Raw genomic sequence first — 26,912 nt, forward strand, 5'->3', positions numbered from 1 at the left:
GGCCGAGCGCCGGGCCGCTCCCAAGCCGGCCCGCCATGGCGATGTGCTGGCGGCTCAATGCCGCAAGCATCGCCGTCCCCCCGGGGGACCGGCCAAGGTACTCCTTGGACGAGGGGCTTCATGCTCTGACGTATAGATTTTTCAGCCACTGGTGACCCGTCTGTGTGCCGTGGCTCCAGTCCTCGTCTTCATCGCTGGGCGGCGCGACATAGCCCGAGGGGTTGAGCAGCTTGACGCGGCCGACACGGAAGGCCGAGACGCGATGGGTCACGAAGGTGAGGCCATGCTCCAGCGCCGTGGCGGCCAGCAGGCCGTCGCGCGTGTTGGCATAGGGCAGTTGGGCGCGCCTCCGCACGACGGTCGCATCCACCGGCAGCACGCGACCCTCGAAGGCGGGCATGACGCGGTTGTCGATCCAGTCGCGCACGACCAGGCCAGCGGCGCGGTCCTTGCGGCCCAGGCGCGCAGCGGCGTTCTCGATTTCCAGCAGCGTCAGCGCCGAGATGAAGAGCTTCTGGCGCGCAATGTCCGCCGCCCAGGCGGCCAGGCCCGGGTCGGACTGGCCGGCCTTGGCCTTGCGCAGTTCGAGCACGATGCTGGTGTCGAGGAGGAACATCAGGCCAACGGCTCCCGGTGGTCCCAGGCGCCCTCCGCCGCCGCATCGGCCGCCTCGATGGTTACCGCCTCGGGCATGGCCAGCATTTCCAGGATGCTCTCGCCCTCGCCGGTCAGGCGGCGGTAGTCGGCAATGCTCATCAGCACATGGGTGGGCCGGCCGCGGTCCGTGATCAGCACGGGCTCCGCCTGCGCGGCGCGCTTGGCCAGGCTGACATCGCGGTTGAAATCGCGGCTGCTGAGGAGCTTCATGAGGCCGCGAATGTACCTACCTGCCTACATCGCCGCAACCCTTGGGTAGGTAGGTAGGCTCGTTTCCGTCAGCCCCGATGGACAGCACAAACCGCACTGGCACAGTCCGCGGCGGCATGGCAGCGCTTTCACCAATCTGCGCAGACAACGTTGTACAGAAGACCGCCAGGGCGGCTGCAGCACAGCGGCGGCGACAACAAGAGGACCCCCAATGAACCTGGACCACATCGACCTTCTGGGCCTGCTCGGCGACGTTTTCGCCAAGCACGGCCCGGCGGCGCCCGCATTCGCGCAGACCTATTCCCCGGCCGACTTCAGCGTCCACTTCTTCCTGCAGCTGGCCATCATCCTGCTGGCCTGTCGCATCGTCGGCTGGGCCGGCCGCAAGTTCCTCGCGCAGCCGCAGGTCGTGGGCGAAATGATTGCGGGCGTCATCCTGGGGCCATCGCTTTTCGGGCTGCTGGCGCCGGAAACGCAGGCCGCCATCTTTCCGCCGGAGATGAAGAACGTGCTCTACACCGGCGCCCAGCTGGGCGTGGGCCTGTACATGTTCCTCGTGGGCACGACGCTGCGGCTGGACCACTTCGCCACCAAGGCCAGGAGCGCCATCGGCGTGTCGGTCGCCGGCATCGCGGCGCCGTTCTTCATCGCCTTCCTGATCACGCCGCTGCTGCTGACGGTGCCGGGCCTGTTTGCCGAAGGCATCTCGACGGCCAATGCCACGCTGTTCATGGGCGCCTGCATCGCGCTGACGGCTTTCCCGATGCTGGCGCGCATCATCAACGAACGCGGCCTGGCCAACACCTCGCTGGGCACGCTGTCACTGACGGCGGGCGCCTTCGACGACGCGGTGTCATGGTGCGTGCTGGCCCTGGTGCTGGCGGCTTTCGGCGCTGGACCGGGCGTGGCCGTCCTGGCCATTGGCGGCGGCGTGATCTACGCGACCTTCATCATGCTGTTCGGCCGCAAGCTGCTGGCGCCGCTGGGCCGCATCGTCGAGCGCGAGGGCGAAATGAGCATGACGGTGCTCGGCATCACGATAGCCCTGTTCTGCCTGTCGGCCTTCATCATGGATGCCGTCGGCATCCACGCCATCTTCGGCGGCTTCATCCTCGGCGCGGTCATGCCGCGCGGCCTGTTCGCGGCGGAGCTGAAGAAGAAGGTGGAGCCGCTGGCCGTGATCCTGCTACTGCCGATGTTCTTCACCTACTCGGGGCTGAACACGCGGCTGGACATGATCAATTCCGCCCAGCTGCTGCTGATCGCACTGGGCGTGCTGGCGGCGTCGGTGCTGGCGAAGTTCGGTGCCTGCTACCTGGCCGCACGCATGGCGGGCGAAGACAACCGCACGGCCCTGGGGATAGGCGCGCTGATGAACTCGCGCGGCCTGATGGAGCTGATCATCATCAACATCGGTCTGCAGAAGGGCATCATCGGCCCGGCGCTGTTCTCGATGCTGGTGCTGATGGCGGTGGTGACGACCATGATGGCCAGCCCGCTGTTCGAGCTGTTCTACGGCCGCCAGGCGCGCGCGTCGGGCGAGCTGGGTGCCATCCCGGGCAGCGCGACCGGCGGCGCGGCCTGAGCGACTTCAGAACCGGCGCGAAACCTGCTTGTCTCGGGCAGGGGCGGCCATTGGCCCGCCCAGCATCGTCACAACACCGCACCATGAGCGAGCTTGCACCCAGCGCCATTGCGCGTGCTCCCCAGGAAAGGGCGGCGCCTGCAGCCACGCGCACCGAGCCTGTGCCACTGGCCCTGCACCTGCCCGCGCCGGTCGGCGCGCCGCGCTACACGCTGGGCGTCGGCGCCCTCGCCTGCGCCGGCGTATTCACCATCATTGCCGTGCTGGCGATCGGCTCCTACAACCTGGGCGTGATGCTGCTGTTGGGGTCCTTCGGCTCGACCGCGGTCATGATGTTCACCTTTCCCGAGATCCATTTCTCGCAGCCGCGCAGCGTCATCGGCGGCCACTTCATCTGCACGGCCGTGGGCCTGGCAGCGCTGGCGTTGTTCGGGCCGACCTGGTGGTCGCTGGCAACGGCCGCCGCGGTATCGGTGGCCTTGATGATGGTCACGCGCACGCTGCATCCGCCCGCCGGATCCAACCCGATCATCGTGTTCCTGGCCGCGCCGACGTGGGGCTTCCTGCTGTTCCCGACGCTGTTAGGCGCGGTGGCCATGGTGGTCGTCGCGGTGCTCTACCACCGCGCCACGCGGCGCGCCTACCCGGCGTACTGGTACTAGCGGGGCGGGCGCGGGGGCGGGGCCTCGCGCCCGATCAACGGCGTAAGGTGACAGGGCTCTGCAACGACCACCCACGATGACCAGCCCTTCCTCGCTCCTTGCCCTCGCCTGCCTCGCCGCGCTGCTGAGCGGCTGCGCCACCCACGGCCCCGACGAGGTCGTGCTGCCCAAGCACCGCGCGTGGGTGGAAGGGCGCACTGTGGAGTACGTGACGACAGATATCTCCGACGCCACCATGGCGGCCCAGGCCGGCGTGAACCATGTGCCCCGGCTCGCCCAGGCGCTGGGCGAGGGCTCGGCCTCGTTGACCGAACGGGTCTACAAGTTCAGCGACGGTGCCCAGATCAGCGTGTTCGCGTCGGGTCCGGCGCCGCTGGCGTCGGCACAGCCCGATACCAACTACAGCCCGCTCTGGCGGCTGGTGCTGGTGGCCTGGAAGCCTGCGGCCACCCGGCGCGAGCTGCGCTCCGAGGAGGCGGTGCTGGCGGCGGCCGAGGCCGGTGAGATCGACCTGTCGGTGACCGGCATCGTCGTCAACTGCCCCGTCACGCGCCCCGCCGACGGCGTGGCGCTGCGCGGCGTGCGCTGAACACCCAACAACAGCGCCAGCCCCGGCTGGCGGCCGGTGGCGCTGAATGATGCTGATGCGCACGCTGCAGCCGACCGCGGGGTGCGACCCATCACCGGGTTCCTGGCCGCGCCACCAGCGGCCGCACATGCTGGACCAGGGCGACGAGGAAGCGGCCCGGCTCTTCGTGCGGCGCCAGGTGGGCCGAGTGCTCGAACCAGACCAGCTTCTTCACCGGTGCCTTCAGCCGCGCCAGCCACGGCTCGATGACCGAGGACGGCGTCGTCAGGTCGTGGCGGCCCAGGAACATGAGCACCGGAAACGGTGCCTCAGCGATGCGCGTGTGGTCCACGCGCCGCATGTCGGGCAGCAGCGCCGGCACCGAGAGCTGCCCGCCCTGGTCGATGGCGAGCCGGTCCTCGAACTCGTAGTAGGGCGACAGCCGCGCGGCCTGGAAGTAGAAGTTGGCGTCCTTGCGCGACGCCGCCAGGCCGCCATAGGCCATCACCCATTTGCGCGCGACGTTGACCTTCTCGAACGGGATCTCGCCCTCGCCGGGATACGGCGCGATGGCGGCCAGCTCGGCCTGCGCCGTCGCGTCGCCGCGCAGGCGTGCCTGGCGCAGCAGCGCCTCGTATTGCGCGCGCTCGTTGGCCTGCAGGTTCATCAGCGGCCCGACGCCGACATAGGCGCCGACCCATTCGGGCTTGCGCATTGCGGCGTCCAGGCCGATGACATTGCCCCACGAATGGCCGAGCAGGATGACGCGCTCGACCCGGAGCCGCTGGCGCACCAGGGCGATCAGCTCGACCAGGTCGGCCGCCATCTGCTGGCGCGTCAACTCCAGCTTGTTGGCCGCCTCACCGGCATGTCGCAGCGTCTTGCCGGTGCCGCGCTGGTCCCATTGCACGACGGTGAAGAAGTCCTCCCAACCACGCTGGTAGGGCCAGCTGCGGCCCATCTCCGTCGCGCCGGGCCCGCCGTGCACGTAGATCAGCACGGGGTTGGCCCTGTCGGCACCACGGATGGTGATCCATTGCTTCAGGCCGCCCAGCTCGACCGCCTCGCTGACCTCGATGGCATTCGGCGCGACGAGGCGCTGCTGGTCGGCAATCATGGGACGCACCGTGGCATAGCCGGGCTCGGCCGGCGGCGGGGACGCGGCCAGGGCGTCCAACGCAAGGAATGTGGCGAGAAAGGCGGCGACGAATCGGGTCATCAGGCTTGAGGCGACGAAGACAGGGATGCCGACCCTAGCACCGGTGTCGCCACGCCACGGCGGCGGCGCTGGATGCCGAGCAGCAACGCCAGCCCTGGCACGTGGCGAGCGCCCATGTAGGCCAGCGCACAGACGGCGAAGGTCAGCGCAATCAGCAGCACCGCCTCCACGCCCCACGGCAGCGCCAGCGGCTTGAGCCACTGGCTGAGCACAACGATGACGCTCTGGTGCAGGATGTAGAGGCAAAACACCGCCGCTCCCGCCTGGCGCAGCAGCGGCGATTCACGCGTGAACGCGCGCTGCGCCCAGCCACAGGCGGCAACGATGGCCCACCAAGTCAGGGCGCCGCGCAAGCTGCGCGCGGCCGGCAGCACAGCGTCGATGTGCTTCACCGCTTCGTAATAGCTGTTGAAGACCAGCAGCAGCGCCCACCCCGCCAGCGAGACGCCGAGCGCCACCCAGCGCAGCCGCAGCGCCGCGGCCCACAGGCCCGCGGCCAGGGGCGTGCGGCTGGCCCAGCCGATGGCGAACAGCCCGCCGTACTGCAGGTGGTTGTAGAGGTCATGCACCAGGTCATGCGTCGTCGGGAAATGCGGCATGACGGCCACGCGCAGCAGCGCCAGCGGCAGCGCCGGCAGCAGCAACCAGGCCCAGGCCGGCAGGCTCAGTTCACGGTCGGTGCGGACGACCCGCGCCAGCAGCGCGCCGAGCACGGCACCCACTGCGGCGTAGAGCCACAAATAGGGCAGGAACCACAGATGGTTCCAGGTCGGCATCACCAGGCAGTCATCGCCCCGGCAGGCCTTGCCGGCGGTCAGGTAGAAGCGCCAGAAGTCCAGGTAGCCGCCATCACCCGGCAGCATCTCGGGCGCCTGGGTCAGCACCTCGAAATAGGCCTGCGGCGTGACGATGACGAGCATGCCGAAGACCAGTGGCAGCAGCAGCCGCAGCGACCGGTCCTTCAACGTGCCGAGCGCGCCGCGCTTCACGAACAGCCCCTGGCAGGCCGCGCCGGCGATCAAGAACAGCAGCCCCAGCCGCCACGGCGAGCTGAGCTGCATGAAGGGCTCCAGCGCGCTGCTGGCGGCGGGGCTCTTCACATGCCAGTCCCAGGTCACGTAATACATGCCGACGTGGTACGGGATCAGCAGCGCAAAGGCGGCAACGCGCAGGCCGTCGAGGAAGGGCAGGCGGGCGGTGGTGGTGTTCATGCCGGCAGGTTCGCGGCTGTCACGAATCGCGGCGAGGGAAGTGGGATCAGTGGCGGGCGGATTGGGGCCAGTGACAAGAAAACCGAGCTTCTGCGGTGAAAAACGCAGACATTTACCGCAATTTGCGCGGTGATTAAGCGGCCATGCGCCGATTCCGGCCACAATCACCGCATGTTCAGCGTCGAATACATCTGGCAATCGCCGCAGTGGCCCGCCTGGCGCTATGACCTGGCGGCACTGGCCACGCCGCTGGCTACCGTGAGCCAGGCCCAGGGCCGGCTGCTCGGACGCCTGGCCGACGTGGGCTTCGAGCCGCGCGACCAGGCCAGCCTCGCCGCCTTGACTGACGACGTGCTGCAGACCAGCGCCATCGAAGGCGAGGCGCTGAATCCGGCGTCGGTGCGCTCGTCCGTCGCACGCCGACTGGGCGTGGATATTGGCGCGCTGGCGCCGCCGGACCGGCACGTGGACGGCGTCGTCGACATGGTGCTGGACGCGACGACCCATGCCAGCGCACCACTGACCGAGGCACGCCTGTTCGGCTGGCACGCGGCGCTGTTCCCCACCGGCTTCTCGGGCCTGGCGCCAATCAACACAGGCGATTGGCGCGACGACGCGCAGGGGCCCATGCAGGTCGTCTCCGGCCCGCTCGGCCGCCAGCGCGTGCATTACGAGGCGCCGCCCGCCGCGCGGCTCGACGCGGAAATGCTGCGCTTCCTCAGCTGGGCGAACGCGCCCGCGCCCCAGGAGCCGGCGTTGATCCGCGCCGGCCTGGGTCATCTCTGGTTCGTCACGCTGCACCCCTTTGACGACGGCAATGGCCGCATCGCCCGTGCGGTGGGCGACCTGCTGCTCGCGCGGGCCGACGGCAGCCCGCAGCGCTTCTACAGCCTGTCGGCGCAGATCCAGCGCGAGCGCAAGGCCTACTACGACATCCTCGAACGTACGCAAAAAGGCACGCTCGACGTGACCGAATGGCTGCTGTGGCTGCTGCAAATGCTCAGCGCCGCGGTAGACCACGCCAATGGCACGCTCGACGCGGTTCTGCACAAGTCGCGCTTCTGGCATCGCGTCCACGGCGCGGCCCTCAACGAGCGCCAGGTCCAGGTCTTGAACCGCCTGCTCGACGGCTTCGAGGGCAAGCTCACGACGGCGAAGTTCGCCGCGCTCGCCAAGTGCTCGACCGACACCGCCTTGCGCGACCTCAATGCACTGGTGGCGCTCGGCGTGCTGCAGCGCTCAGGCGCGGCCGGGCGCAGCACCCATTACGAACTCCGTCAGGACGTCGCGGTAGCCCCGTGACACCCGCAGCTGTTCGCCGCCGCTCAAGGTGAGCACTGCCTCGCCGCTGCCCAGGCGCTCGATGCGTATGACATGCGCCGGGTTGACCGCATGGCTGCGATGCACCCGCACGAAGCGCGCGGCCCAGCCGGGGCGCGCCAGCGCGTCGGCCAGCGTGACGCGCTCCAGCAGGCTGCGCGGCGGCAGGTGCAGCTCGATGTAGTTGTCGGCCGCGCTCAGCCATTGCACGTCCGCCAGCAGCAAGCGCTGGCCATCGACCCAGTGCACGCCGACATTCGCTGCGGGTCGCGCGAGTTGCTCGCGCACACGCATGAGCGCCGCCGACAGGCGCTCGGGCGTGTAGGGTTTGAGCAGGTAGTCCAGCGCGGCCAGCTCGAAGGCCTGCAGCGCATGCTCGGCATGGGCCGTCGAGAAGATGACGCAGCGCACGCCGACCTCGCGCAGGGCGGCAGCCAGCTGCACGCCGTTGCCGCCGGGCATCTCGATGTCGAGCAGGGCGAGGTCGGGCGGCGGCGCCAAGGCCTGCACCAGGGCGAGCGCTGCCGGCGCGTCGGGCGCTTCCATCAGCTCGGCCACATCGGCTTCCGCGGCCAGCAGGCGGCGCAGCTTGGCGCGCGCGGCGGGCTCGTCGTCGACGATCAGGACGCGCACGGCAAATCCAGGTCCAGGCGCATGCCGCCGCCTTCCGGCCCGAACTTCACCCGCGCGGCGCCGCCGTAGCGCGCGGTCAGCCGCTCGCGCAGGTTGCGCAGGCCAAGGCCGCCATCCGGATCGGTCTTCGCCTCGGGCACCGGTGTATCACCGTGGTTGCTGACGCTCAGCCGCAGCCGCTCGCCGACGCGCTCGGCGTGTACGCGCACGGTCACGCGCCCGCGGTGACGCGCCACATCGTGCTTGACCGCGTTCTCCACGGGCGCCAGCAGCAGCAGCGCCGGCAGGCGGCACTCGCGCGCGGCGGCATCCGCGTCGATCTGCACGACCAGGCGCTCCGGGCCGAAGCGGGCCTGCATCAGGTCGAGGAAGGGCCGCACCAGGGCCAGCTCCTCGGCCACCGTGTGCTCGCTGCGCGCTTGAGCGGCCAGCGTCTGGCGCAGCAGGTCGGCCAGCTGGCACAGCAGCCGGTCGGCGCGCGGCACATCCTCGTACATGACCGACGAAATCAGGTTGAGCGTGTTGAACAGGAAATGCGGTTGCACCTGGTCGGCCAGACGCGCAAGCCGCAGCTCGGCCAGCTCCAGGCGCGCACGTTCGGCGGCCTGGGCCATCCACACGCCACGCGAGATCAGGCAGAAGCTGATGTAGCTGACCGCGTCCTTGCCGCCCTCGAAGACCAGGAGCGTCGGCACGTCGTCGGGGTGGTACTCGACGCCGGCCCAGCGGTAGACGAGCAGGCGCAGCCCGAACATGCCGGCGATATGCAACACGCTGAAGACCGGCAGCGCCAGCGCATGCCCGGCGAGTTGCTGCGGCCAGGGCCGGCCACGCAGCCCACCGACGAGCGCGTGCACGCCCAGCGCCAGTGCGCCGATGACGGCGATGGAGCTGAACTCCCAAAGGAAGGGCTCCCACGGCCGCCGGCCGCCGTACTGCAGGTAGTCCTGCAGCGCGGAGGCACTGAGCAGCAGCCCGACGACGGTCAGCAGCGCGACATAGGGCAGGCGCCAGCGGCGCGGCAGGATGGACATGCCGGGAGGTTAGCCGCCCGCCACGCGGATGCCGCCGCGGCCCGCCCCAGCACCAGCGCCATTCGTCCCGACGCTCAGTCGGTGGCGTCCGCCGCGGGGCTGGGCTTTTGCTTGCCGGCGCCTTGTTCGCCGCCCTCCACCATGTCGCCGCGGCGGTTGGCATCCAAGCCCGGCGTGGCGCGCAGATCGGTGTCGACCTGGCCTTCCTTCAAGTCCCGTGCGGCGCGCTTCATGTGCGGGTCGGGCGCTGTGTTGGTGGCCGTGGCCTGCTGGTCTCGGTCATGCGGCAGCGAAGGGCCCAGCGGCCGCGACGCGTCGCCGGTGGTGCGCGGGCGGTCGGCGTGGATGCCGCTGTCTTCGGTACGGGGCGGGGGCGTGGTTTTCATGGCGAGGCCCTCCGGGCAATGTCAGTGCGACAACTGTCCGCGCCACGTTGGCCGGCTGCCGTCGTCCGGCCGCTTGCCTGTCTGTCGGCAGGCACCGACAACGGCGAACCGGGCGCCGTCCTACACACGGCGGCGCCGGCGTCCGGGCCGCAATGGCGCCTTGGCGGCACAGCATGGTGGCACATGTCTCACGCCCTGCCCGCGCCTTTGCTCTCGCCTCGCCAGACCGGCCGTGATGCCGCGGGCAGCGCGCGTTGGGAAGGCGAAGGTTCTCTGTGGCGGCTGGTGCTGACCGGCGACTTGTCGCGCGGAGAGCCCGAGTTGCCACGACCACCGGCCGAGCTGGCATTGAACCCGGAGACCCAGCTCAGCGTGGACAGCACGGCGCTGTCGCACTGGCAGCCGCCATTGGCCGGCGCGCTGTGGCAAAGGCTGGCGCCGCTGGCGCGCGCGGGGGTGCAGCTTGACCTCGCCGGCCTGCCGCGCGGCCTGCAGCCGCTGCTGCACCTGAGTCTGCCGCAGCCCGCAGGCGCACCACGAAAACCAGCGCCTGCCGCGGCCGACGACGTCGCACCCGAGCCGGAATGGCGCAAGACCGTGGCCCTGGTCGGCGAGGTGCTGGGGGCGCTGGGCCGACTGCTGCGCAGTCGCAGCGCCATGCGCATGAGCGATTGGCTGTGGCAGATCGAGCAGACCGGGCCGCGCAGCCTGCCCATCGTGCTGCTGGTCAGCTCGCTGGTCGGCCTCATCGTGGCCTACATGGGCGCCGAGCAGTTGCAACGCTTTGGCGCCCAGAGCTTCATCGCCAACCTGGTGACCATCGGCGTGGTGCGCGAGATCGCGGCACTGGTGGTCGGCATCGTGCTGGCCGGCCGCGTGGGCGCGGCGTTCGCGGCGCAGATCGGCAGCATGCGCGCCGGCGAAGAGATCGACGCCTTGACGACGCTGGGCATCGACCCGGTGGAGCACTTGGTGCTGCCGCGCATGCTGGCCCTGCTGGTCACCGGCCCGCTGCTGACGCTGTGCGCCGGCGTGGCCGGCCTGGGCGTGGGCATGGCCGTGGCGGTGGGCATGTACGACGTGCCGGCCATGGCCTACCTGGCGACGACGCGCGAGGCACTGGCGGGCTGGGACCTGTTCGTGGGCCTGCTCAAGGGCAGCGTCTATGCCGTGCTGGTGGCGCTGGCCGGTTGCCGCCAGGGTCTGAACGCCGGGCGCAGCGCGCAGGCCGTGGGTGAGGCGACGACGGCGGCCGTCGTGCAGGCCATCATCTGGATGGTTGTTGCCGCCTCGCTGCTGACGGTCATTTTTCAACGATTGGGCGTCTGATGGCCGAGCCAGGTGAAGTGCTGATGCGCGTCGAGAACCTCAGCCTGCACGCCGGCGGCCGCGAGCTGCAGCATGGATTGAACTTCGAGGTGCGCGCCGGCGAGGTGCTGGCCATCTGCGGCGCCAGCGGCTGCGGCAAGAGCACGCTGCTGCGCCACATGATCGGCCTGCACACGCCCAAGGTCGGCAGCGTCACCTGGACGGCCGGCGGCCAGCAGCGCGATGTTCACGGCGACGACCCGCCGCGGCGCGAGATCGGCGTGGCCTTCCAGGCCGGCGCGCTGTGGAGCAGCATGACCGTGGGCGAGAACCTGATGCTGCCGCTGGAGCTCTACACCGAGCTCAGCGAGGCCGAGCGCGAGCAGCGGGCGCGCTTCAAGCTGGCGCTGGCCGGCCTGCCCGACGCCACGGCCTTCGACGCCGAGCCCGGCGCGCTGTCGGGCGGCATGCGCAAGCGCGCGGCCATTGCGCGCGCGCTAATGCTGGACCCGCCGCTGCTCTGCCTGGACGAGCCCTCGGCAGGCCTGGACCCGCTGACCTCGGCGCGGCTTGACGATCTCATCAAGCGCTTGAAGAACGACCTCGGCACAGCCATCGTGCTGGTCACGCATGAGCTGGACAGCCTGTTCGCCGTGGCCGACCGGCTGCTGTTTCTCGATGTGGAAGCGCACACGGCCACCGCGCTGGGGCCGCCAGCGGAACTGCGCGACCAGGGGCCGGATGCGGTGCGCGAGTTTCTGACGCGCGGGCTGTACGAGCCCGAAAGGGAAGCGGCATGAAGCGCCGCCGCGCCAGCCCCTTCTTCATCGGCGCCTTTGTCGTCGGCGGGCTCGCGCTGCTTGTGCTGGCCCTCATCGCGCTGCCGGGCCAGAGCTGGTTCCAGCGGCCCGAGCGCGTCGTCATGTTCTTCTCGGGTTCCGTGTTCGGCCTGCAGAAGGGCGCGCCCGTGGTCTTCCGAGGCGTGCGCATCGGCGACGTGACCGACATCAGCGTCCACTACGACAGCAAGACCGACAACTTCGCCATCCCCGTGCTCGCACGGCTCGATGCCGACGCCGTGCGCGGCCTGGATGGGCGCCAGGGCAACGAGGACATCGCCCATGCGCTGCCCACGCTGATCAAGCGCGGCCTGACCGCCCAGCTCGGCACGCAAAGCCTGCTGACCGGCCAGCTTTATGTCGACCTCGACTTCCGCACCAAGCCGCCCGGCAAGCTGCATGGCGGCTACAAGGGCGAGGCCACCGAGATCCCCACCAGCGCCACCGCCTTCCAGGCCTTGAAGGACCAGCTCGAAAGCGTGGACCTGCGCAAGATCGTGGACGACCTGAGCCAGATCGCCAACTCTGCGCGCCAGCTGATCGCCGCACCGGAGCTCAAGCAGGGCCTGAAGGACTTCGCCGCCACCGCCACCCACGCCCGCCGCCTGGCCGCACAGCTGGACCGCCGCGCCGTGCCATTGACGCAGGGGGCCGAGCGCGCGATGGCCAGCGTGGACCGCGCCGGCAGCGAGGTGTCCGACACCGCCGACCGCCTGGGCAAGACAGCCGACCAGGCCAACGAGCTGCTGGACCCGAAGGGGCCGGTCGTGCGGGACCTGCAGCGCGCCGTCAACGAGCTGGCCCACGCCAGCGCCTCGCTGCGTGAAGCCGCCGACGGCGATGGGCCGCTGCTGCAGCAGACCGAGCGCACGATGCGCGAGCTGTCGCAGGCCGCGCGGGCGCTGCGCCAGCTGGCCCGCTCGCTGGACGCCCAGCCCCAGCAGCTGCTGCTGGGCCGCAAGCCCGATCCCGTTCCCGCGCCCGCCGTGGAGCCCGCCAAATGACGACCTCGATTCCCGACCGCGCGCACCGTCGCGATGCCTTGTTGCTGCTGGCAGCGGTGACGCTCGCCGGCTGCGCGACGCGCAGCACACCGCCGCGGCGCCTGTATGGCCTGACCGGCATGCCGACGCTGCCTGCCGACGCCAAGCCGGGCAAGGACGGCCGCGCCTGGGTGCTGAACCCGCAGGTGTCGCTGCCCGATCTGCTGGACCGCGACGAGATCCTGGTGGCCGAAGGCAACGCCGGCCTGGTGGCGCTGCCCGAGGCGCGCTGGGCCGAACCGCTGCGCGAGGCGCTGCCGCGCGTGCTGGCCGAAGACCTGTGGCGGCTGCGCCAGCCCTACCCCGTCACCGTCGGCCGGCCGAATGCGCCGGACGGCGAATCACTGCGGCTGGTCGTGCAGGTGGACGAATGGCTGGCGCGCGCCGGTGGCGACGGCCTGCAGCTGACATTGCGCGGGCGCTGGCACTGGCTGCCACTGCAGGCCCCGGCCGGCACGGCGCTGCCGCCGCCCGGCTCGGCAGAGCTGACGGTGCCGTGCAGCGCACAGCCGGACGCACTGGCCGACGCCTACCGCCGCAGCGTGACGCTGCTGGCGGCAAGGATCGTGGCGGGTTCTTGATCAGGGCGCCGACGCGGTCAGCCGCGCCGCAAACGCCTTGTGCACCGCCAGCAATGACGCTGCGCGGCTGGTCTGTACCTGGATCAGCGCGTCCTGCGCCGCCAGGCGCTCCTGCTCGGCGTTGAGCAGCGAATAGAAGTCGGTCACGCCAGCGTCGTAGCGCTTGAAAGCCAGTTCGCGTGCTCGGACGGTCGCATCGGCCGCCTGGGCCTGGGCCACGGCCTGCAGCTCGGTCTCGCGAAGCGTCGACAGGCTTCCCTGGGCTTCCTGCAGCGCCACCAGCTGGGCCTGCTCGGCACCGGCCACCGCGGCGTCGAAGCCTGCGCGGGCGGCCGATTCCTCGGCCTTGCGGGCGCCAAAATCAAGGAAGTTCCAGTTCAGCGCGGCAGCCAGGCTGTTGACGCGTGTGGCGCTCTTGAACAGGTCGGAGGCGCTCCCGCTGCTCCAGCCAATCGAGCCCGATAGGCCGATGCTCGGCCAGCGCGCGGCCCAGGCGACGTGGGCGCGCGACGCGGCGGCCTGCGCACGGATGGCAGCGGCCTTCACGTCGGGGCGAGCGGCCAGCAGGCCGGCCGGGTCGGGCAGCGTGCCCAGGCTGATCAGGCGCGGCTCGGGCATGGCGGGCAACGGGTCGCTGTCGGCCCTGTCGCAGTCAGCCGGCGGCTGGCCGCGCAGCACGTCAAGCTGCAAGCGCGTGAGGCAAGCCGCATTGCGCAGCGCCGGCACGCTGGCCGAAGTCTGCGCGACAAGGGCTTCGGCGCGCGCCTGGTCCAGCGCCGTGCCGCGGCCGGCGCCGACGCGGGCCTTCACCAGGTCGAGCAGCTGGTTCTGCACCACCAGCGTCTCCTTGGCGAGCTTGAGCCGGTGGCCGAGGCCGATGAGCTGGGTCTGCAGGTTGAGCGCCGTGCCGGCCAGGCTGAGCGCGGCGGCGTCGCGGTCCAGCGCGGCGCTCTGGGCGTCATAACCGGCAGCCTGAGCGGCAGCCGACGCGCGGCCCCACAGGTCGACCTCCCACCCGGCCGTCGCACTGACGCCGTAGCTGTTGAAGGTGCTGTACTGCCCCTGGTCGTTGGCGGCACGCTGGCGGCTGGCGCTGGCACCCACCCCGGCGGACGGCAGGCGCTGGGCGCCAGCGGCGGTGGCAAGCGCCTCGGTCTGGCGCAGTCGCGCAGCAGCGGCGCGCAGGTCGCGGTTGCTGGCCAGCACGTCGTCGACGACACGCTGCAGCTGGGCGCTGTCGACGAAGGCGGCCGTCATCTGCGCGGCGCCATTGGCCGCCTGGGCGTCGATGGAAGGCAGTTGGGAGAACTGCGCCGGTGCCAGGTTGGCCGGTCCTTGCGATGAGCCAGGGGCGGCGCAACCAGCGACAAGCGCGGCGAGGGCGAGGGGAGTAAGGCGGGTCAGCATGTCAGTGCCCCTTCGTCGTGGGTGCATCGTCGATGCCTGGGTGGAACGCATGGGCGGACGCTTCGATCTCGGCCTTCAGCGCGGCCGCGCGGGCGCGACGCTTCTCGGTGCCCTTGCGCAACAGCGCGTAGAACACCGGCGTCAGGAAGATGCCGAAGAAGGTCACGCCGAGCATGCCGGAGAACACGGCGATGCCCATCGCGCGGCGCATCTCGCTGCCGGCGCCGGAGCCGAGGATCAGCGGGATGACGCCTGCGCAGAAGGCGATGGACGTCATCAGGATGGGGCGCAGCCGCAGGCGGCAGGCCTCGATGACGGCGTCGGTGACCGACTTGCCGCGCTCCTCCAGCTCCTTGGCGAACTCGACGATCAGGATGGCGTTCTTGCAGGCCAGGCCGACCAGCACGACCAGCGCCACCTGCGTGAAGATGTTCAGGTCGCCCGCCTGCCCGAACGGCGGGAAGTGCGAAATCCACACGCCGAACAGCGCCGACAGGATGCACATCGGCACGATCAGGATGATGGCCAGCGGCAGGCTCCAGCTCTCGTACTGCGCGGCCAGCACCAGCACGACGAGGATGACCGAGAACAGCAGCACGGCCGCCAGCGTCGGGATCTTCAGCGTTGTGCCGGGCACGGCGACGTCGCGGGTCAGGCGGTCCTGGTAGCTCAGATCGGTGAACTCGTAGCCGAAGCCGCGTGGCAGCGTCTTGAGCAGGTTCTCGATCTCGACCTCGGCCTGCCCCGACGAGAAGCCGGGGTTGGGCGCGCCGTTGATGTCGGCCGCCGGGAAGCCGTTGTAGCGCGTGACGCGGGTCGGGCCAAAGGTGGGCTCGACCGTCATCAACGAGCCCAGCGGCACCATCTCGCCGGCGCCGTTGCGCGTCTTGAGCTGGGTGATGTCCTCAGCCTTGGCGCGGAAGGGCGCATCGGCCTGCACGATCACCTGATACGTCTTGCCGAACTTGGTGAAGTCGTTGACGTAAAGCGAGCCGAGGTTGATCTGCAGCGTGTCGTAGATGGACGCGAGTGGCACGCCGATCTGCTTGGCCTTGGTGCGGTCGACATTGGCGAACAATTGCGGCACGTTGATGTCGTAGTTGGAGTACGGCGTGCCGATGCTGGTCTTGGGGTTGGCGTAGACCTGGCCCAGCGTGCCCCAGACGGCGCCGTACAAGGCCTGCTCGCCCTGGCTGCTGCGGTCTTGCACCTGGATCTTGAAGCCGCCCGCGATGCCCAGGCCGTCCACCGGCGGCGGCGGCACGACGAACATGCGCGCGCCCTGGATCTGCTGGATGGCGCCGTTGACCTGGCCAAGGATGGCCTCCTTGCTGAGGTCACGCGAAGTGCGCTTCTCGAAGTCGGCCAGGCCGAAGAAGACGATGCCCTCGTTGGGCGCAGCCGAGAAGCCGGCGCCAGACAGGCCGGGAAAGGCCACCGAGTCGACGATACCGGGCACCTTCAGCGCGATCTCGCTCATCTTGCGGATGACCTCCTCGGTGCGGTCCAGGCTCGCGCCGGCCGGCAGTTGCGCAATGCCGATGAGGTACTGCTTGTCGGGCGCGGGCACGAAACCGCTGGGGATGCGCGAGAACACCAGCGCCGTGGCGCCGAGCAGCAGCGCGTAGACGACGAGCGCCGCGGACTTGCGCTTGAGGATGCCGGTGACGCCGCGGCCGTAATCCTCGGAGCGGCGATGGAAGAATCGGTTGAACCAGTTGAAGAAGCGGCCGAAGACCTTGTCCATGCCGCGCATCAGCGCATCCTTGGGCGCGTCATGCGGGCGCAGCAGGATGGCGGCGAGCGCGGGCGAGAGTGTGAGCGAGTTGAACGCCGAGATCACCGTGGAGATGGCAATGGTGACGGCGAACTGCTTGTAGAACTGACCCGACAGACCCGGCACGAGCGTCAGCGGGATGAACACGGCGCACAGCACCAGCGCGATGGCGATGATGGGCCCGGAGACCTCCTGCATCGCCTTGATCGTCGCAGCACGCGGCGTGAGGCCGTCCTGGATGTTGCGCTCGACGTTCTCGACCACCACGATGGCGTCGTCCACCACGATGCCGATGGCCAGCACGAGGCCGAACAGCGTCAGCGTGTTGATGGAGAAGCCCAGCAGCAGCAGCACCGAGAACGTGCCGACGATGGACACCGGCACGGCCACCAACGGAATGATGGACGCGCGCCAGGTCTGCAGGAAGATGATGACGACCAGCACGACCAGGCCAACGGCCTCGAACAGCGTGCTGACCACCTTGCTGATGGACGTCTGCACGAAGCGCGTGGGGTCGTAGACGATGGCGTAGTCGACACCGGCGGGGAACGCCGGCTTCAGGCGTTCCATCGTCTTGCGCACGTTTTCCGAGATGGCCAGCGCGTTGGAGCCCGGCGCCTGGAAGATGGCGATGGCCGCGGCTTCCTTGTTGTTCAAGAGGCTGCGCAGCGCATACGTGTTGGCGCTGATCTCGACGCGGCCGACATCGCGCAGGCGCACCATGGCACCGGTTCGCGGCTCGGCGCGGACGATGATGTTGGCGAACTCCTCCTCGGTGGTGAGGCGGCCTTGCGTGTTGATGGCGAGCTCGAACTCCGTGCCTTTTGGCGATGGCGAGGCGCCGACGACGCCGGCGGCGACCTGCGAGTTTTGCTCGCGGATGGCGCCCACCACTTCACCGGCCGTCAGGTTGCGTGCGGCGAGCTTCTGCGGGTCCAGCCAGATGCGCATCGCGTAGTCGCCGGCGCCGAAGGTCTGCACCGAGCCCATGCCGGGCACGCGCAGCAGGTCGTCGCGCACATTGAGCGAGCCGTAGTTGCGCAGGTAGAGCGCGTCGCGCGAGTTGTCGGGGCTGACCAGGTGGACCACCATGGTCAGGTTCGGGCTGCTCTTCTCCGTCGTCACGCCGATGGTGCGCACGATGTCGGGCAGGCGCGGCAACGCTCGGTTGATGCGGTTCTGCACCGCCGTTTCGGCGGCTTCGGGATTGGTGCCGATCTTGAACGTGACCGTCAGGCTCATGCCGCCGTCGCCGGTGGCCTGGCTGTCGAAATACAGCACGTTCTCCAGGCCGTTGATCTGCTCCTCCAGCGGCGCAGCCACGGTCTCGGAGATCACGCGCGGGTTGGCGCCGGGGTACTGGGCGCGCACCACCACCTGCGGCGGTGCAACCTCGGGGTACTCGGAGATCGGCAGCAGCGGAATGGCCAGCGCGCCGATCAGGAAGATGAAGAGAGACAACACGGTCGCAAAGCGCGGCCGGTCGATGAAGAAGCGTGAGATGTCCATGGAGGGTGCCGCCTTTGCTTACTTCGAGGCGGCGGGCGCCGGGGCAGCGGGAGCAGCTGGAATAGGCATGCCCTTGTCGTCCACCTTCAGCACCTGCGGCGTGACGGGCGCACCGGGCATCGCGCGCAGCAGGCCGTCAACGATGACCAGTTCGCCCGCCTTGACGCCGTCGACGACACGCATGCCGTCGATCAGTGCGCCCGGCTTGACGGGCCGCGGCTGCACGATGTTGTTGGGCCCGACGACGAGGACGAGCTTGCGCGTCTGGTCGGTCGTGATGGCGCGCTCCGGCACGACGACGCCCGTGTAGCTGGCGCTGCCACCGAGCTTGACGCGGGCATACAGCCCCGGCGTGAATTCGCCGCCCTTGTTGTCGAACACCGCGCGGGCACGGATGGACGCCGTGGCCGGGTTGAGGCGGTTATCGACGAAGTCCAGCTTGCCGGTGTGCGGGTAGCCCTGCTCGTTCGACAACCCCATCTGCACCAGCACCGCGGACGGCTTGGCGGCGCGCATGTACTTCAGGTAGGCGGCCTCGCTGGCGTCGAAGTAGGCATGGACGCGGTCGCTGGAAACAATGGTCGTGAGCACCACATCGCCCTGGCCGACGAGGTTGCCGGGCGTCACGTTGGCGCGCGACGTGCGGCCACTGACGGGCGCCGTCACGTTGGCGTAGTCGATATTCAGCCGGGCCGTCACCAGCGCCGCCTCGGCGCCCTTCTGGTTGGCCTCCGCGCTGCGCAGCGCCGAGCGCAGCTGGTCGATCTCCTGCTGGCTGACGGCGTTGACGCTGACCAGCTTCTCGGAGCGCGCCAAGTCGGTGCGCGCCAGGTCGGCCTGGGTCTTGAGCGCGGCGATCTGCGCTTCTGCGCGGGCCACCTCGGCACGGAAGGCGCGGGTGTCGATGGTGAAGAGCGGGTCGCCCTTCTTGACGAACTGGCCTTCCCGGAAGCGGACCGCCTCGATGGTGCCGGCCACGCGCGGACGCACCTCGACGGTGTCCGGCGCCTCCAGCCGGGCAGTGAATTCATCGAATTCCTGCACTTCTCGCTGCGTGGCCGGGGCTACTGACACAGGCGGCGGGCCACCCGCGCCACCCGGTCCACCGGCGCCTTCCGGCTGTTGTCCGCATGCGGCGAGGGTGAGGGTTAGCAGCGCCAGGCTGGTCTTTTTCATGGGGGGCTCCGAGTTCAAGCGCGCGACTGTAACGAGCGCAACTTAAGCCTGACTAACCCCAACTCGAAACCCTTCAAGCCTGCTGACATTACTTGTCACCAGCGCAGAACCGTGAACAAAGACGAAAAAGCCGCCCGGAGGCGGCTTGCGCAGGCATCAGGCTCGGCTCAATGGACGCCGTGCATCCACTTCTTCATCAGCGGCGTCATCGCCATCAGCACCACACCGGCGGCGATGGGAATGATGGTGAAGATCAGGAAGAAGGCCGACATCGAATAGGTCGATGAGATGTGATCGATGTAGGAGCCCGTGGAGCCGGCAATCTTGTTGGCGATGGCCGAGTTCAGGAACCAGACACCGAACATCAGGCCCAGCAGGCGCGCCGGGGCGAGCTTGGAGATATAGGACAGGCCGACCGGCGACAGGCAAAGCTCGCCCATGGTGTGGAAGAGGTAGGCCAGCGTCAGGAACATCATGCTGACCTGGGCCGTCTTGGCACCCTGCGGAATGCCGGCCGAACCGTAAGACAGCACGGCAAAGCCCAGGCCCAGCAATACCAGGCCGACGCCGAACTTGACGGGGCCGCTGGGGTTCCACTTCTCCTCCCACATCTTGGAAAACATCGGCGCGAGCACAACGATGAAGAAGCTGTTCAACACGCCGAACCAGGTGGCGGGCACCTCGCTTTGGTCCATGCCGAACTCGCGGCCCAGCATCCACAGGCACAGGCCCCAGATGATGGCGAACGCCAGGGCCAGCGACAGGTTGGCCATCAGGTAGTTGCCCCCGGTCGAGCGGTAGAGCTTGAACAGCAGCCAGGACAGGATGGCCGCTGGCACCAGCGTCATCGCGGTGTTGATGATCTTGAAGATGAGCCCGCTGGCGCCGGTCAACGTGCGGTCGGTGTAGTCGGCCGCGAAGATGGTCATGGATCCGCCGGCCTGCTCGAACGCGAACCAGAAGAAGATCGTGAAGAAGGAGAAGACGAAGATTGCCTTCAGGCGGTCCGCCACGACATGCTTGGGCGTGTCGTCCACTGCCTCGCGGGCGCTCTTGGCGGCGGCGTCGACCTTGTCGCCGATGCTGCCGAACAGCCCCTGGCTGAGCCAGAACTGCAGCGCGCCCAGGATCATGAAGATGCCGGCCAGGCCGAAACCGAGGTTCCAGGAGATCTTCTCGCCGATGTAGCCGCACAGCGAGATGCCGAAGAAGGCGCCCGCGTTGACGCCCATGTAGAACAGCGTGTAGCCGCCGTCACGGGCGCCCTCGTTGTCCTTGCCGTAGAGCTGGCCGACGATGGCCGAGATGTTGGGCTTGAACAGGCCCGTGCCGATGACGATCAGCCCCAAGCCGATGTAGAAGCTCGTTGTCGTCTCCATGAAGAGGGCGATGTGGCCCGCCGCGATGACGAAGCCGCCCAGCAGCACTGACCGCCGCGTGCCCAGCAGCCGGTCGGCGATGTAGCCGCCCAGGATGGGCGTCAGGTAGACGAACAGCGTGTACCAGCCGTACAGCTCCAGCGCCTGCTCGCGGCTCCAGCCCCAGCCGCCCTTGCTGGCCTCGGCGATCAGGAACAGCACGAGCAGCGCCCGCATGCCGTAGTAGGAGAACCGCTCCCACATCTCGGTGAAGAAGAGGACGAAGAGCTGGTTGGGCTGGCCAAGGATGGTGGCCGCGCGACCTGGCGCCGGGGTGAAGGTGGTTGTCACGTCTGCTGTTCCAAGTGAACTCGGGAGGCGCGGGCGGTAACCCGCTGGAAAGGGCAGAATTGTCCCGTCTGGCGCGGGCATTCCCCGGTTTAGCCGGCCCAGGGATTGCCCTCGGTCGCCCTAAACTGATTCCATGACCAAAGCCGTGATCCTGGCCGGTGGATTGGGGACCCGCATCGCGGAGGAAACCCATCTGCGGCCCAAGCCCATGATCGAGATCGGCGGGCAGCCGATCCTGTGGCACATCATGAAGATCTATGCCAGCCACGGCATCCAGGACTTCATCGTCTGCTGCGGCTACCGGGGCTATGTCATCAAGGAGTATTTCGCCAACTACTTCCTGCACAGCTCGGACGTCACCTTCGACCTCGCCGAGAACCGCATGGAAGTGCACGAGCGCCATGCCGAGCCCTGGCGTGTGACCCTGGTCGACACCGGCCAGGACAGCGGCACCGGCGGGCGGCTCAAGCGCGTGGCGGCCTATCTGAAGGACGAGCAGGACTTCTGCTTCACCTATGGCGATGGCGTGGCCGATGTGGACGTCACCAGACTGATCGCCCAGCACCGGGCCCGCGGCCTGGCCGCCACGATCACGACCGCCGTGCCGCCGGCCCGCTTCGGCGCGCTGGACGTGGACCCCGACACCGGCCTGGTGAGCCGTTTCCGCGAGAAGCCGCAGAGCGAAAGCGCCAGCGTCAACGCCGGGTTCTTCGTGCTCAAGCCCGAGGTGCTGGACCTCATAGCCGGCGATGCCGACGCCTGGGAGGCCAGGCCGCTGGAGACGCTGGCGGAGCGCGGCCAGCTCGGCGTCTACGAGCACCCGGGCTTCTGGCAACCGATGGACACGGTGCGTGACCGCGCCCATCTGGAGCGCCTGTGGGCCGAGGGCAGGGCGCCATGGAAGCTGTGGTGAACGCGTCAGCCTGGGCCGGCCGGCGCGTCTTCGTCACCGGCCACACCGGCTTCAAGGGCGGCTGGCTGGCGCTGTGGCTGAAGCGGCTTGGCGCCCAGGTCAGCGGTTATGCGCTGGCGCCTGAAGCGGGCGGCTTCCATGAACTGGCCGGTGTCAGGCAGACGCTGCAGGCCGAGTGGATCGCCGACGTGCGCGACACCGCCACGCTGCTGGAGGCGCTGATCACGACCCAGCCCGAGGTCGTCTTCCACCTCGCGGCGCAGCCGCTGGTGCGCGCTTCCTACGCCGACCCGCTGGGCACCTTCGCCACGAATGTGATGGGCACAGCCAACCTGCTGGATGCGGTGCGGCAGTGCGACGGCGTGCGCGCCGTCGTCGCTGTGACCAGCGACAAGTGCTACCGCGACCTGGGGCCACCCTGCCGCGAAAGCGATGCGCTGGGTGGCCACGACCCCTACAGCGCCAGCAAGGCCAGCGCGGAGATCGTCGCGGCCAGCTACGCGGCGTCCTTCGACCTGCCGCTGGCGACGGCGCGCGCCGGCAATGTCATCGGCGGCGGCGACATCAGCACCGACCGCCTCGTACCCGACCTGCTGCGCGCCATCGATGCCGGCGCGCCGCTGCACCTGCGCCACCCTGACGCCGTGCGGCCCTGGCAGCATGTGATGGAGCCCTTGGCCGGCTATCTGTCACTGGCAGAAAAGCTGCTCGACAACCCCGAGGACTTCAGCGGCGCCTGGAACTTCGGCCCCGCCGACCTGCACGGTCATCCCGTGCGCACCGTGGCCAGCCTGCTGCTGGCCCACGCGCGTACCGATGGTGCGGCCTTGCCCGGGATGAGCTTTGGCGACGGCAGCGGCGTGCACGAGGCCGGCGTGCTGCTGCTGGACTCCAGCAAGGCTGCCAACCACCTGGGGTGGCGAGGCCGGCTGACGCTGTCAGAAGCCTTGCGCCTCACCTGGCAATGGCACTGTGCCCACCGCACCGGCCAGGACCTGCAGGCACTGACGCTGCAGCAGATCGACTCCTACGCTTCCTCTTCCTTCGCATGAATCCCGACCAACTCGCACTGCGCCGGCAGATCCTGCAGCTCGTGGAGCAATACGCCGCAGCTGCGCCCGCGCCCGGCGCCTTCCAGGCCGGCCAGACCGTCATCCCGCCGTCCGGAAAGGTCGTCGGCGCGCCGGAGATGAAGCTGATGGTGGAGGCCTCGCTGGACGCCTGGCTGACCACCGGCCGCTTCAATGCCGCCTTCGAGGCGCGCCTCGGCGAGCGCCTGGGCGTCAAGCATGTGCTGACGACCAATTCCGGCTCGTCGGCCAATCTGCTCGCCTTCTCGGCCTTGACGTCACCGCTGCTGGGCGAGCGCGCCATCAAGCCCGGCGACGAGGTCATCGGCGTCGCGGCCGGCTTCCCGACGACGGTGAATCCCATCCTGCAATGCGGCGCCGTGCCGGTGCTGGTGGATGTGCACCTGCCGACTTACAACATCGACGTCGAGCAGATGGCAGCGGCGATAACGCCCAGGACGAAGGCCATCATGCTGGCCCACACACTGGGCAACCCCTACAACCTCGACGCGGTGACGAAGCTGTGCCGCGAGCATGGCCTGTGGCTGGTGGAGGACTGCTGCGACGCGCTGGGCTCCACCTACAGCGGTCAGCTCGTCGGCACGTTCGGCGACATCGGCACGCTGAGCTTCTACCCGGCCCATCACATCACGATGGGCGAAGGCGGCGCCGTCTTCATGAACGATGACACCCTGCGTCGTGCCGCCGAGTCGCTGCGCGACTGGGGCCGTGACTGCTGGTGCGCGCCGGGCAAGGACAACACCTGCGGCCAGCGCTACTGCTGGAAGCTGGGACAGCTCCCCGAGGGCTATGACCACAAGTACACCTACAGCCACCTCGGCTACAACCTGAAGATCACCGACATGCAGGCCGCCTGCGCGCTGGCGCAGCTAGACCGCTTGGACGGCTTCATCGCCGCGCGCAAGCGCAACTTCGCGCGGCTGCATGAGCGGCTGCAGGGCAGCCAGGAGTTCCTGCTGCTGCCCGAGGCCACGCCCGGCAGCGACCCGTCCTGGTTCGGCTTCCCCATCACTATCAAGCCCGTGGCCAACCTGCGCCGCGTCGACCTGCTCACCCATCTGGACAGCAAGCGCATCGGCACGCGGCTGCTGTTCGCCGGCAACCTGACGCGCCAGCCCTATATGCAGGGCCGCAACTACCGCATCGCCGGCCCGCTGACCCACACCGACATCGTCATGAACGACACCTTTTGGATAGGCCTCTACCCCGGCCTGTCCGACGAACAGCTGGACTACGCCGCCGATGAGATCGCCGGCTTTGTCGGGGGTGGCCTGTGAACGCGGCGGAGCGCGTCGCCGCCTATCTCGCGTCCAAGGGCCTGGCTCAGGTCTTTGCCGTCACCGGCGGCGGCGCAATGTTCCTGAACCAGGCGCTGGCGACCCAACCGGGCCTGACCTGCAGCTTCATGCACCACGAGCAGGCCTGCGCGATGGCGGCCGAAGGCTATGCCCGCATCGACGGCCGGCCGGCCATCGTCAATGTGACGACCGGTCCCGGCGGGCTGAATGCACTGAACGGCGTGTTCGGCGCCTTCACCGATTCCATCCCGATGCTGGTGCTGTCCGGCCAGGTCAAGCGCGCCACCGCGCTCGCGCACACGCCGGTGCCGGGCCTGCGCCAGCTCGGCGACCAGGAAGTGCCCATCACCGCCATGGTCGGCCCCATCGTCAAGCGCGCCTGGGCCATCGGCTCGCTGGAGGAGTTGGCCCTTGCCCTTCCCGAGGCACTGGCGCTGGCCACCAGCGGCCGGCCCGGTCCGGTGTGGCTGGACATTCCCATCGACCTGCAGTCATCGACCGAGGCCTTCGACTTCATCGAACCGCGAGCGCCGGAAGAACCCGCAGCGCCCGACGTCAGCACCGTCCTCGACTGGCTGCGCGAAGCCAAGCGCCCGCTGATCCTCGGCGGCACCGGCGTGCGCCTGGCTGGCGCGGTGGACGAGTTGCGCGACCTCGTCGAAGCCAGTGGCATCCCGTTGACGACGGCCTGGACACACGACCTCATCGAATCCGACCACCCGCTGTTTGCCGGCCGCCCGGGGACCATCGGCACGCGCGCCGGCAACATCTGCCTGCAAGCCGCCGACCTTGTCATCGTTGTGGGCTCGCGCCTGAACATCCGTCAGGTCAGCTACAACTGGGGCAGCTTCGCCAAGGGCGCGCGCGTCGTGCAGGTGGACATCGACCCGGCCGAGTTTGACAAGCCGCTGGTCAAGCCGACGCTGACGATCGCCGCCGACGCGAAGGCCTTCATCCAGGCCCTCCGAGCTGGTATCACCACGCCATCCTTTGCGTCCTGGGCCGCCTGGTGCCGCAACATCGCCGCCCGCTATCCCGCGCTGGAAGCCCGCAACATCAGCGCGCCCGGCGTCATCAACCCCTACAGCGCCGTCGCCGCGCTGTTTGAGGCATTGCCCGACTCGGCAATAGTCGCCAGCGGCAACGCCTCGGCCTGCATCCTGCCGTTCCAGATCAGCCGGCTCAAGCGCGGCCAGCGCCTGTTCAGCAACTCAGGCGCTGCCTCCATGGGCCATGACCTGCCCGCTGCCCTCGGCGCATCCACGGCCGCGCCGCAGCGCCGCGTCGTCTGCCTGGCCGGCGACGGCAGCCTGCAGATGAATGTGCAGGAACTGCAGACGCTGAAAACGCAGCAGCTCAACGTCGTCGTCGTCGTCATGGCCAACGACGGCTATCTGTCCATCCGCCTCAGCCACGAGAACTTCTTCGGCCGCGTCATCGGCGCCAGCCGCGCCTCGGGCGTGGACTGCCCGGACTACGTCGCGGTGGCGCGCGCCTATGGCATCGACGCCGTGGACATCGCCTCGCCCGACGAGCTCGCGCGCCTACCCGAACTGATCCAGGGCGAGGGCCCGCTGCTCGTGCAGATCCACGTCGACCCGGCCCAGGGCTTCAGCCCCAAGCTGAAATCGCGCGTCGATGAGCACGGCCAGTTCATGACGCCGGAGCTGGACGACATGCATCCCTTCCTGCCTCCCGAGGAGCTAGCGGCCTTGCGCGCCAGCGCGCTGGAACTCTGATGGCGCTGCAGGTTTTCGGCGCCGGCCGCTTCGCGCGCGACCTCGCGCAGGCGCTGATCGCCGATGGCGAGCAGGTGATGGGCTTCCTGACCTCGGCCGCGCCCGGCGCGACCGAATTCGACGGCCTGCCCGTGCAGGCGGCCACGCCGGCGCTCCTTGAACGGGCCCCGGTTTGCATCGGCGTGTTCAACCGCGAGGCGCACAGTGACTATCGAGCCGTTGCCCGCTGGCTGCGTGCGCTGGCGCCGCAGGTCGAGCTGGTCTGGCCGCAATCCCTGTATGGCCGGCTCGCTGGTCATCTGGGCTTTCGCTTCTGGCTGGCCGAGCCTGCGGCCTATGCTGCCATGCAGACCGAGATCGCCGAAGCACGCGAGCTGCTTGACGAGGTGAGCCGCCCGGTTTTCGACCAGCTGCTCGCCTTCCGCACGCAACAGCCCGACGCGCCGCCCGAGCCGCACGCCGACATGCAATACCTGCCGGACTGGCTGGTCGACCACCTATCGGCAGGCGACGGCCTGCGCATCGTCGACGGCGGTGCCTATCGCGGCGAGACGCTGCAGGCGCTCGCCAGCAAGCTGCCCATTCAGCAAGCCTGGACCTTCGAGCCCGACGCCGACAACCACGTGGCCCTCGTGCAGGCGCTGCGCGACTGGCCGTCTCCGGCGACGCATATCCCCGCCGGCCTGTCCGACCACTGCGGCCTGGCCAACTTCGCGGCCGGCGCCGGCGAGGCCAGCCACTTCGGCGCGGCCGGCGGCCGGCCCACGCCCATCTTGGCGCTGGACGACTGCCTGCACGGCGCGCCGGTGAACTTCCTGAAGCTGGATGTCGAGGGGCAGGAGCTGGCGGCCCTGCAGGGCGCCTGCCGCACGCTGCGGCGCGAGCGCCCCACGCTGGCCATTGCGGCCTATCACCGCTGGGACGATCTGTGGCGTCTGCCCGCCTTCATCGCCGGCCTGAGTCTGGGATACCGCCTGCGCCTGGGCCTTCACGGCCACAATAGTTTCGACACCGTTCTCTACGCTTACTGATCAAGC

Annotated in this window: 24 protein-coding genes; 13 read left to right on the plus strand and 11 right to left on the minus strand. The window is 69.2% G+C overall.

Annotation, left to right across the window (positions count from 1 at the left end):
• Window positions 1-118: 118 nt before the first annotated feature.
• Together ASC81_RS12010 and ASC81_RS12015 are read right to left on the minus strand one after the other, a co-directional pair.
• Complete coding sequence (locus ASC81_RS12010; RefSeq protein ID WP_056267050.1) at window positions 119-616, minus strand: PIN domain-containing protein; 498 nt, start codon at window positions 614-616, stop codon at window positions 119-121.
• Complete coding sequence (locus ASC81_RS12015) at window positions 616-867, minus strand: type II toxin-antitoxin system Phd/YefM family antitoxin (protein ID WP_056267053.1); 252 nt, start codon at window positions 865-867, stop codon at window positions 616-618. The genes ASC81_RS12010 and ASC81_RS12015 overlap by 1 nt, the downstream gene beginning before the upstream one ends.
• Window positions 868-1,078: 211 nt before the next feature.
• Here ASC81_RS12015 and ASC81_RS12020 point away from each other — a divergent pair, with 211 nt between their 5' ends.
• The 3 genes from ASC81_RS12020 to ASC81_RS12030 all read left to right on the plus strand — a co-directional run bounded on the left by ASC81_RS12020 (window position 1,079) and on the right by ASC81_RS12030 (window position 3,703).
• Window positions 1,079-2,452, plus strand: coding sequence for a cation:proton antiporter (locus tag ASC81_RS12020; RefSeq protein WP_056267057.1), 1,374 nt, complete (start codon window positions 1,079-1,081; stop codon window positions 2,450-2,452).
• Window positions 2,453-2,535: 83 nt separating this feature from the next.
• Window positions 2,536-3,114, plus strand: a complete 579-nt coding sequence (locus ASC81_RS12025; RefSeq protein WP_082536455.1) for an HPP family protein — start codon at window positions 2,536-2,538, stop codon at window positions 3,112-3,114.
• Between the two features lie 76 nt (window positions 3,115-3,190).
• Window positions 3,191-3,703, plus strand: coding sequence for a hypothetical protein (locus tag ASC81_RS12030; protein WP_056267060.1), 513 nt, complete (start codon window positions 3,191-3,193; stop codon window positions 3,701-3,703).
• 91 nt (window positions 3,704-3,794) lie between these two features.
• Here the strand turns inward: ASC81_RS12030 and ASC81_RS12035 are convergent, their stop codons facing one another.
• The gene (locus ASC81_RS12035) at window positions 3,795-4,901 is read right to left on the minus strand and encodes an alpha/beta fold hydrolase (protein WP_056267063.1); all 1,107 of its coding nucleotides are present in this window, start codon (window positions 4,899-4,901) and stop codon (window positions 3,795-3,797) included.
• Window positions 4,901-6,112, minus strand: coding sequence for an acyltransferase family protein (locus tag ASC81_RS12040; RefSeq protein WP_056267065.1), 1,212 nt, complete (start codon window positions 6,110-6,112; stop codon window positions 4,901-4,903). The genes ASC81_RS12035 and ASC81_RS12040 overlap by 1 nt, the downstream gene beginning before the upstream one ends.
• 171 nt (window positions 6,113-6,283) lie before the next feature.
• On the opposite strand from ASC81_RS12040, the gene ASC81_RS12045 reads away from it, so the two are divergent.
• A complete protein-coding gene (locus ASC81_RS12045; RefSeq protein ID WP_056267068.1) occupies window positions 6,284-7,414 on the plus strand; it encodes a Fic family protein in 1,131 nt (376 codons plus the stop codon).
• Here ASC81_RS12045 and ASC81_RS12050 read toward each other — a convergent pair.
• The 3 genes from ASC81_RS12050 to ASC81_RS12060 form a co-directional block, all read right to left on the minus strand.
• Window positions 7,352-8,065: a LytTR family DNA-binding domain-containing protein gene (locus ASC81_RS12050; protein WP_056267070.1), complete on the minus strand. Its 714-nt coding sequence runs from the start codon at window positions 8,063-8,065 to the stop codon at window positions 7,352-7,354. The two genes, ASC81_RS12045 and ASC81_RS12050, sit on opposite strands and share 63 nt — an antisense overlap.
• Window positions 8,053-9,099, minus strand: a complete 1,047-nt coding sequence (locus tag ASC81_RS12055) for a sensor histidine kinase (protein WP_056267073.1) — start codon at window positions 9,097-9,099, stop codon at window positions 8,053-8,055. The genes ASC81_RS12050 and ASC81_RS12055 overlap by 13 nt, the downstream gene beginning before the upstream one ends.
• 74 nt (window positions 9,100-9,173) lie before the next feature.
• Window positions 9,174-9,485, minus strand: coding sequence for a hypothetical protein (locus ASC81_RS12060; RefSeq protein ID WP_056267075.1), 312 nt, complete (start codon window positions 9,483-9,485; stop codon window positions 9,174-9,176).
• 183 nt (window positions 9,486-9,668) lie between these two features.
• Here ASC81_RS12060 and ASC81_RS12065 point away from each other — a divergent pair, with 183 nt between their 5' ends.
• The 4 genes from ASC81_RS12065 to ASC81_RS12080 are packed head-to-tail and all read left to right on the plus strand — an operon-like array spanning window position 9,669 to window position 13,256.
• Window positions 9,669-10,814 carry an ABC transporter permease gene (locus ASC81_RS12065; RefSeq protein WP_082536456.1) on the plus strand — a complete coding sequence of 382 codons (1,146 nt, stop codon included), beginning with the start codon at window positions 9,669-9,671 and terminating at the stop codon, window positions 10,812-10,814.
• Complete coding sequence (locus tag ASC81_RS12070) at window positions 10,814-11,593, plus strand: ABC transporter ATP-binding protein (protein ID WP_056267077.1); 780 nt, start codon at window positions 10,814-10,816, stop codon at window positions 11,591-11,593. The genes ASC81_RS12065 and ASC81_RS12070 overlap by 1 nt, the downstream gene beginning before the upstream one ends.
• The gene (locus tag ASC81_RS12075; protein ID WP_056267080.1) at window positions 11,590-12,636 is read left to right on the plus strand and encodes an MlaD family protein; all 1,047 of its coding nucleotides are present in this window, start codon (window positions 11,590-11,592) and stop codon (window positions 12,634-12,636) included. Before ASC81_RS12070 ends, ASC81_RS12075 begins: the two co-directional genes overlap by 4 nt.
• The gene (locus ASC81_RS12080; protein ID WP_056267082.1) at window positions 12,633-13,256 is read left to right on the plus strand and encodes a membrane integrity-associated transporter subunit PqiC; all 624 of its coding nucleotides are present in this window, start codon (window positions 12,633-12,635) and stop codon (window positions 13,254-13,256) included. Before ASC81_RS12075 ends, ASC81_RS12080 begins: the two co-directional genes overlap by 4 nt.
• Here the strand turns inward: ASC81_RS12080 and ASC81_RS12085 are convergent, their stop codons facing one another.
• The 4 genes from ASC81_RS12085 to ASC81_RS12100 form a co-directional block, all read right to left on the minus strand.
• Window positions 13,257-14,663 (minus strand): efflux transporter outer membrane subunit, encoded by a 1,407-nt coding sequence (locus tag ASC81_RS12085; protein WP_056267085.1) that lies wholly within the window; start codon window positions 14,661-14,663, stop codon window positions 13,257-13,259.
• Window position 14,664: 1 nt separating this feature from the next.
• The gene (locus tag ASC81_RS12090; protein WP_056267088.1) at window positions 14,665-17,949 is read right to left on the minus strand and encodes an efflux RND transporter permease subunit; all 3,285 of its coding nucleotides are present in this window, start codon (window positions 17,947-17,949) and stop codon (window positions 14,665-14,667) included.
• Window positions 17,950-17,967: 18 nt separating this feature from the next.
• Window positions 17,968-19,125 carry an efflux RND transporter periplasmic adaptor subunit gene (locus ASC81_RS12095; RefSeq protein WP_056267090.1) on the minus strand — a complete coding sequence of 386 codons (1,158 nt, stop codon included), beginning with the start codon at window positions 19,123-19,125 and terminating at the stop codon, window positions 17,968-17,970.
• Window positions 19,126-19,292: 167 nt separating this feature from the next.
• Window positions 19,293-20,834 (minus strand): peptide MFS transporter, encoded by a 1,542-nt coding sequence (locus ASC81_RS12100; protein WP_056267092.1) that lies wholly within the window; start codon window positions 20,832-20,834, stop codon window positions 19,293-19,295.
• 133 nt (window positions 20,835-20,967) lie between these two features.
• Between ASC81_RS12100 and rfbF the strand changes: the two genes are divergently transcribed.
• Genes rfbF through ASC81_RS12125 form a run of 5 tightly spaced genes read left to right on the plus strand, consistent with a single transcriptional unit; the run spans window position 20,968 to window position 26,906 of the window.
• Window positions 20,968-21,747: a glucose-1-phosphate cytidylyltransferase gene (rfbF, locus tag ASC81_RS12105; protein WP_056267096.1), complete on the plus strand. Its 780-nt coding sequence runs from the start codon at window positions 20,968-20,970 to the stop codon at window positions 21,745-21,747.
• Complete coding sequence (gene rfbG, locus ASC81_RS12110; protein WP_369820853.1) at window positions 21,744-22,799, plus strand: CDP-glucose 4,6-dehydratase; 1,056 nt, start codon at window positions 21,744-21,746, stop codon at window positions 22,797-22,799. The genes rfbF and rfbG overlap by 4 nt, the downstream gene beginning before the upstream one ends.
• On the plus strand, window positions 22,796-24,115 hold the full coding sequence (gene rfbH / locus ASC81_RS12115) for a lipopolysaccharide biosynthesis protein RfbH (RefSeq protein WP_056267102.1): 1,320 nt from the start codon (window positions 22,796-22,798) through the stop codon (window positions 24,113-24,115). The genes rfbG and rfbH overlap by 4 nt, the downstream gene beginning before the upstream one ends.
• A complete protein-coding gene (locus ASC81_RS12120; RefSeq protein ID WP_056267104.1) occupies window positions 24,112-25,875 on the plus strand; it encodes a thiamine pyrophosphate-binding protein in 1,764 nt (587 codons plus the stop codon). Before rfbH ends, ASC81_RS12120 begins: the two co-directional genes overlap by 4 nt.
• A complete protein-coding gene (locus ASC81_RS12125) occupies window positions 25,875-26,906 on the plus strand; it encodes an FkbM family methyltransferase (protein WP_056267107.1) in 1,032 nt (343 codons plus the stop codon). The genes ASC81_RS12120 and ASC81_RS12125 overlap by 1 nt, the downstream gene beginning before the upstream one ends.
• Window positions 26,907-26,912 lie beyond the last annotated feature (6 nt).

It is taken from the genome of Pelomonas sp. Root405 (assembly GCF_001425165.1).
Taxonomy (GTDB): domain Bacteria; phylum Pseudomonadota; class Gammaproteobacteria; order Burkholderiales; family Burkholderiaceae_C; genus Pelomonas.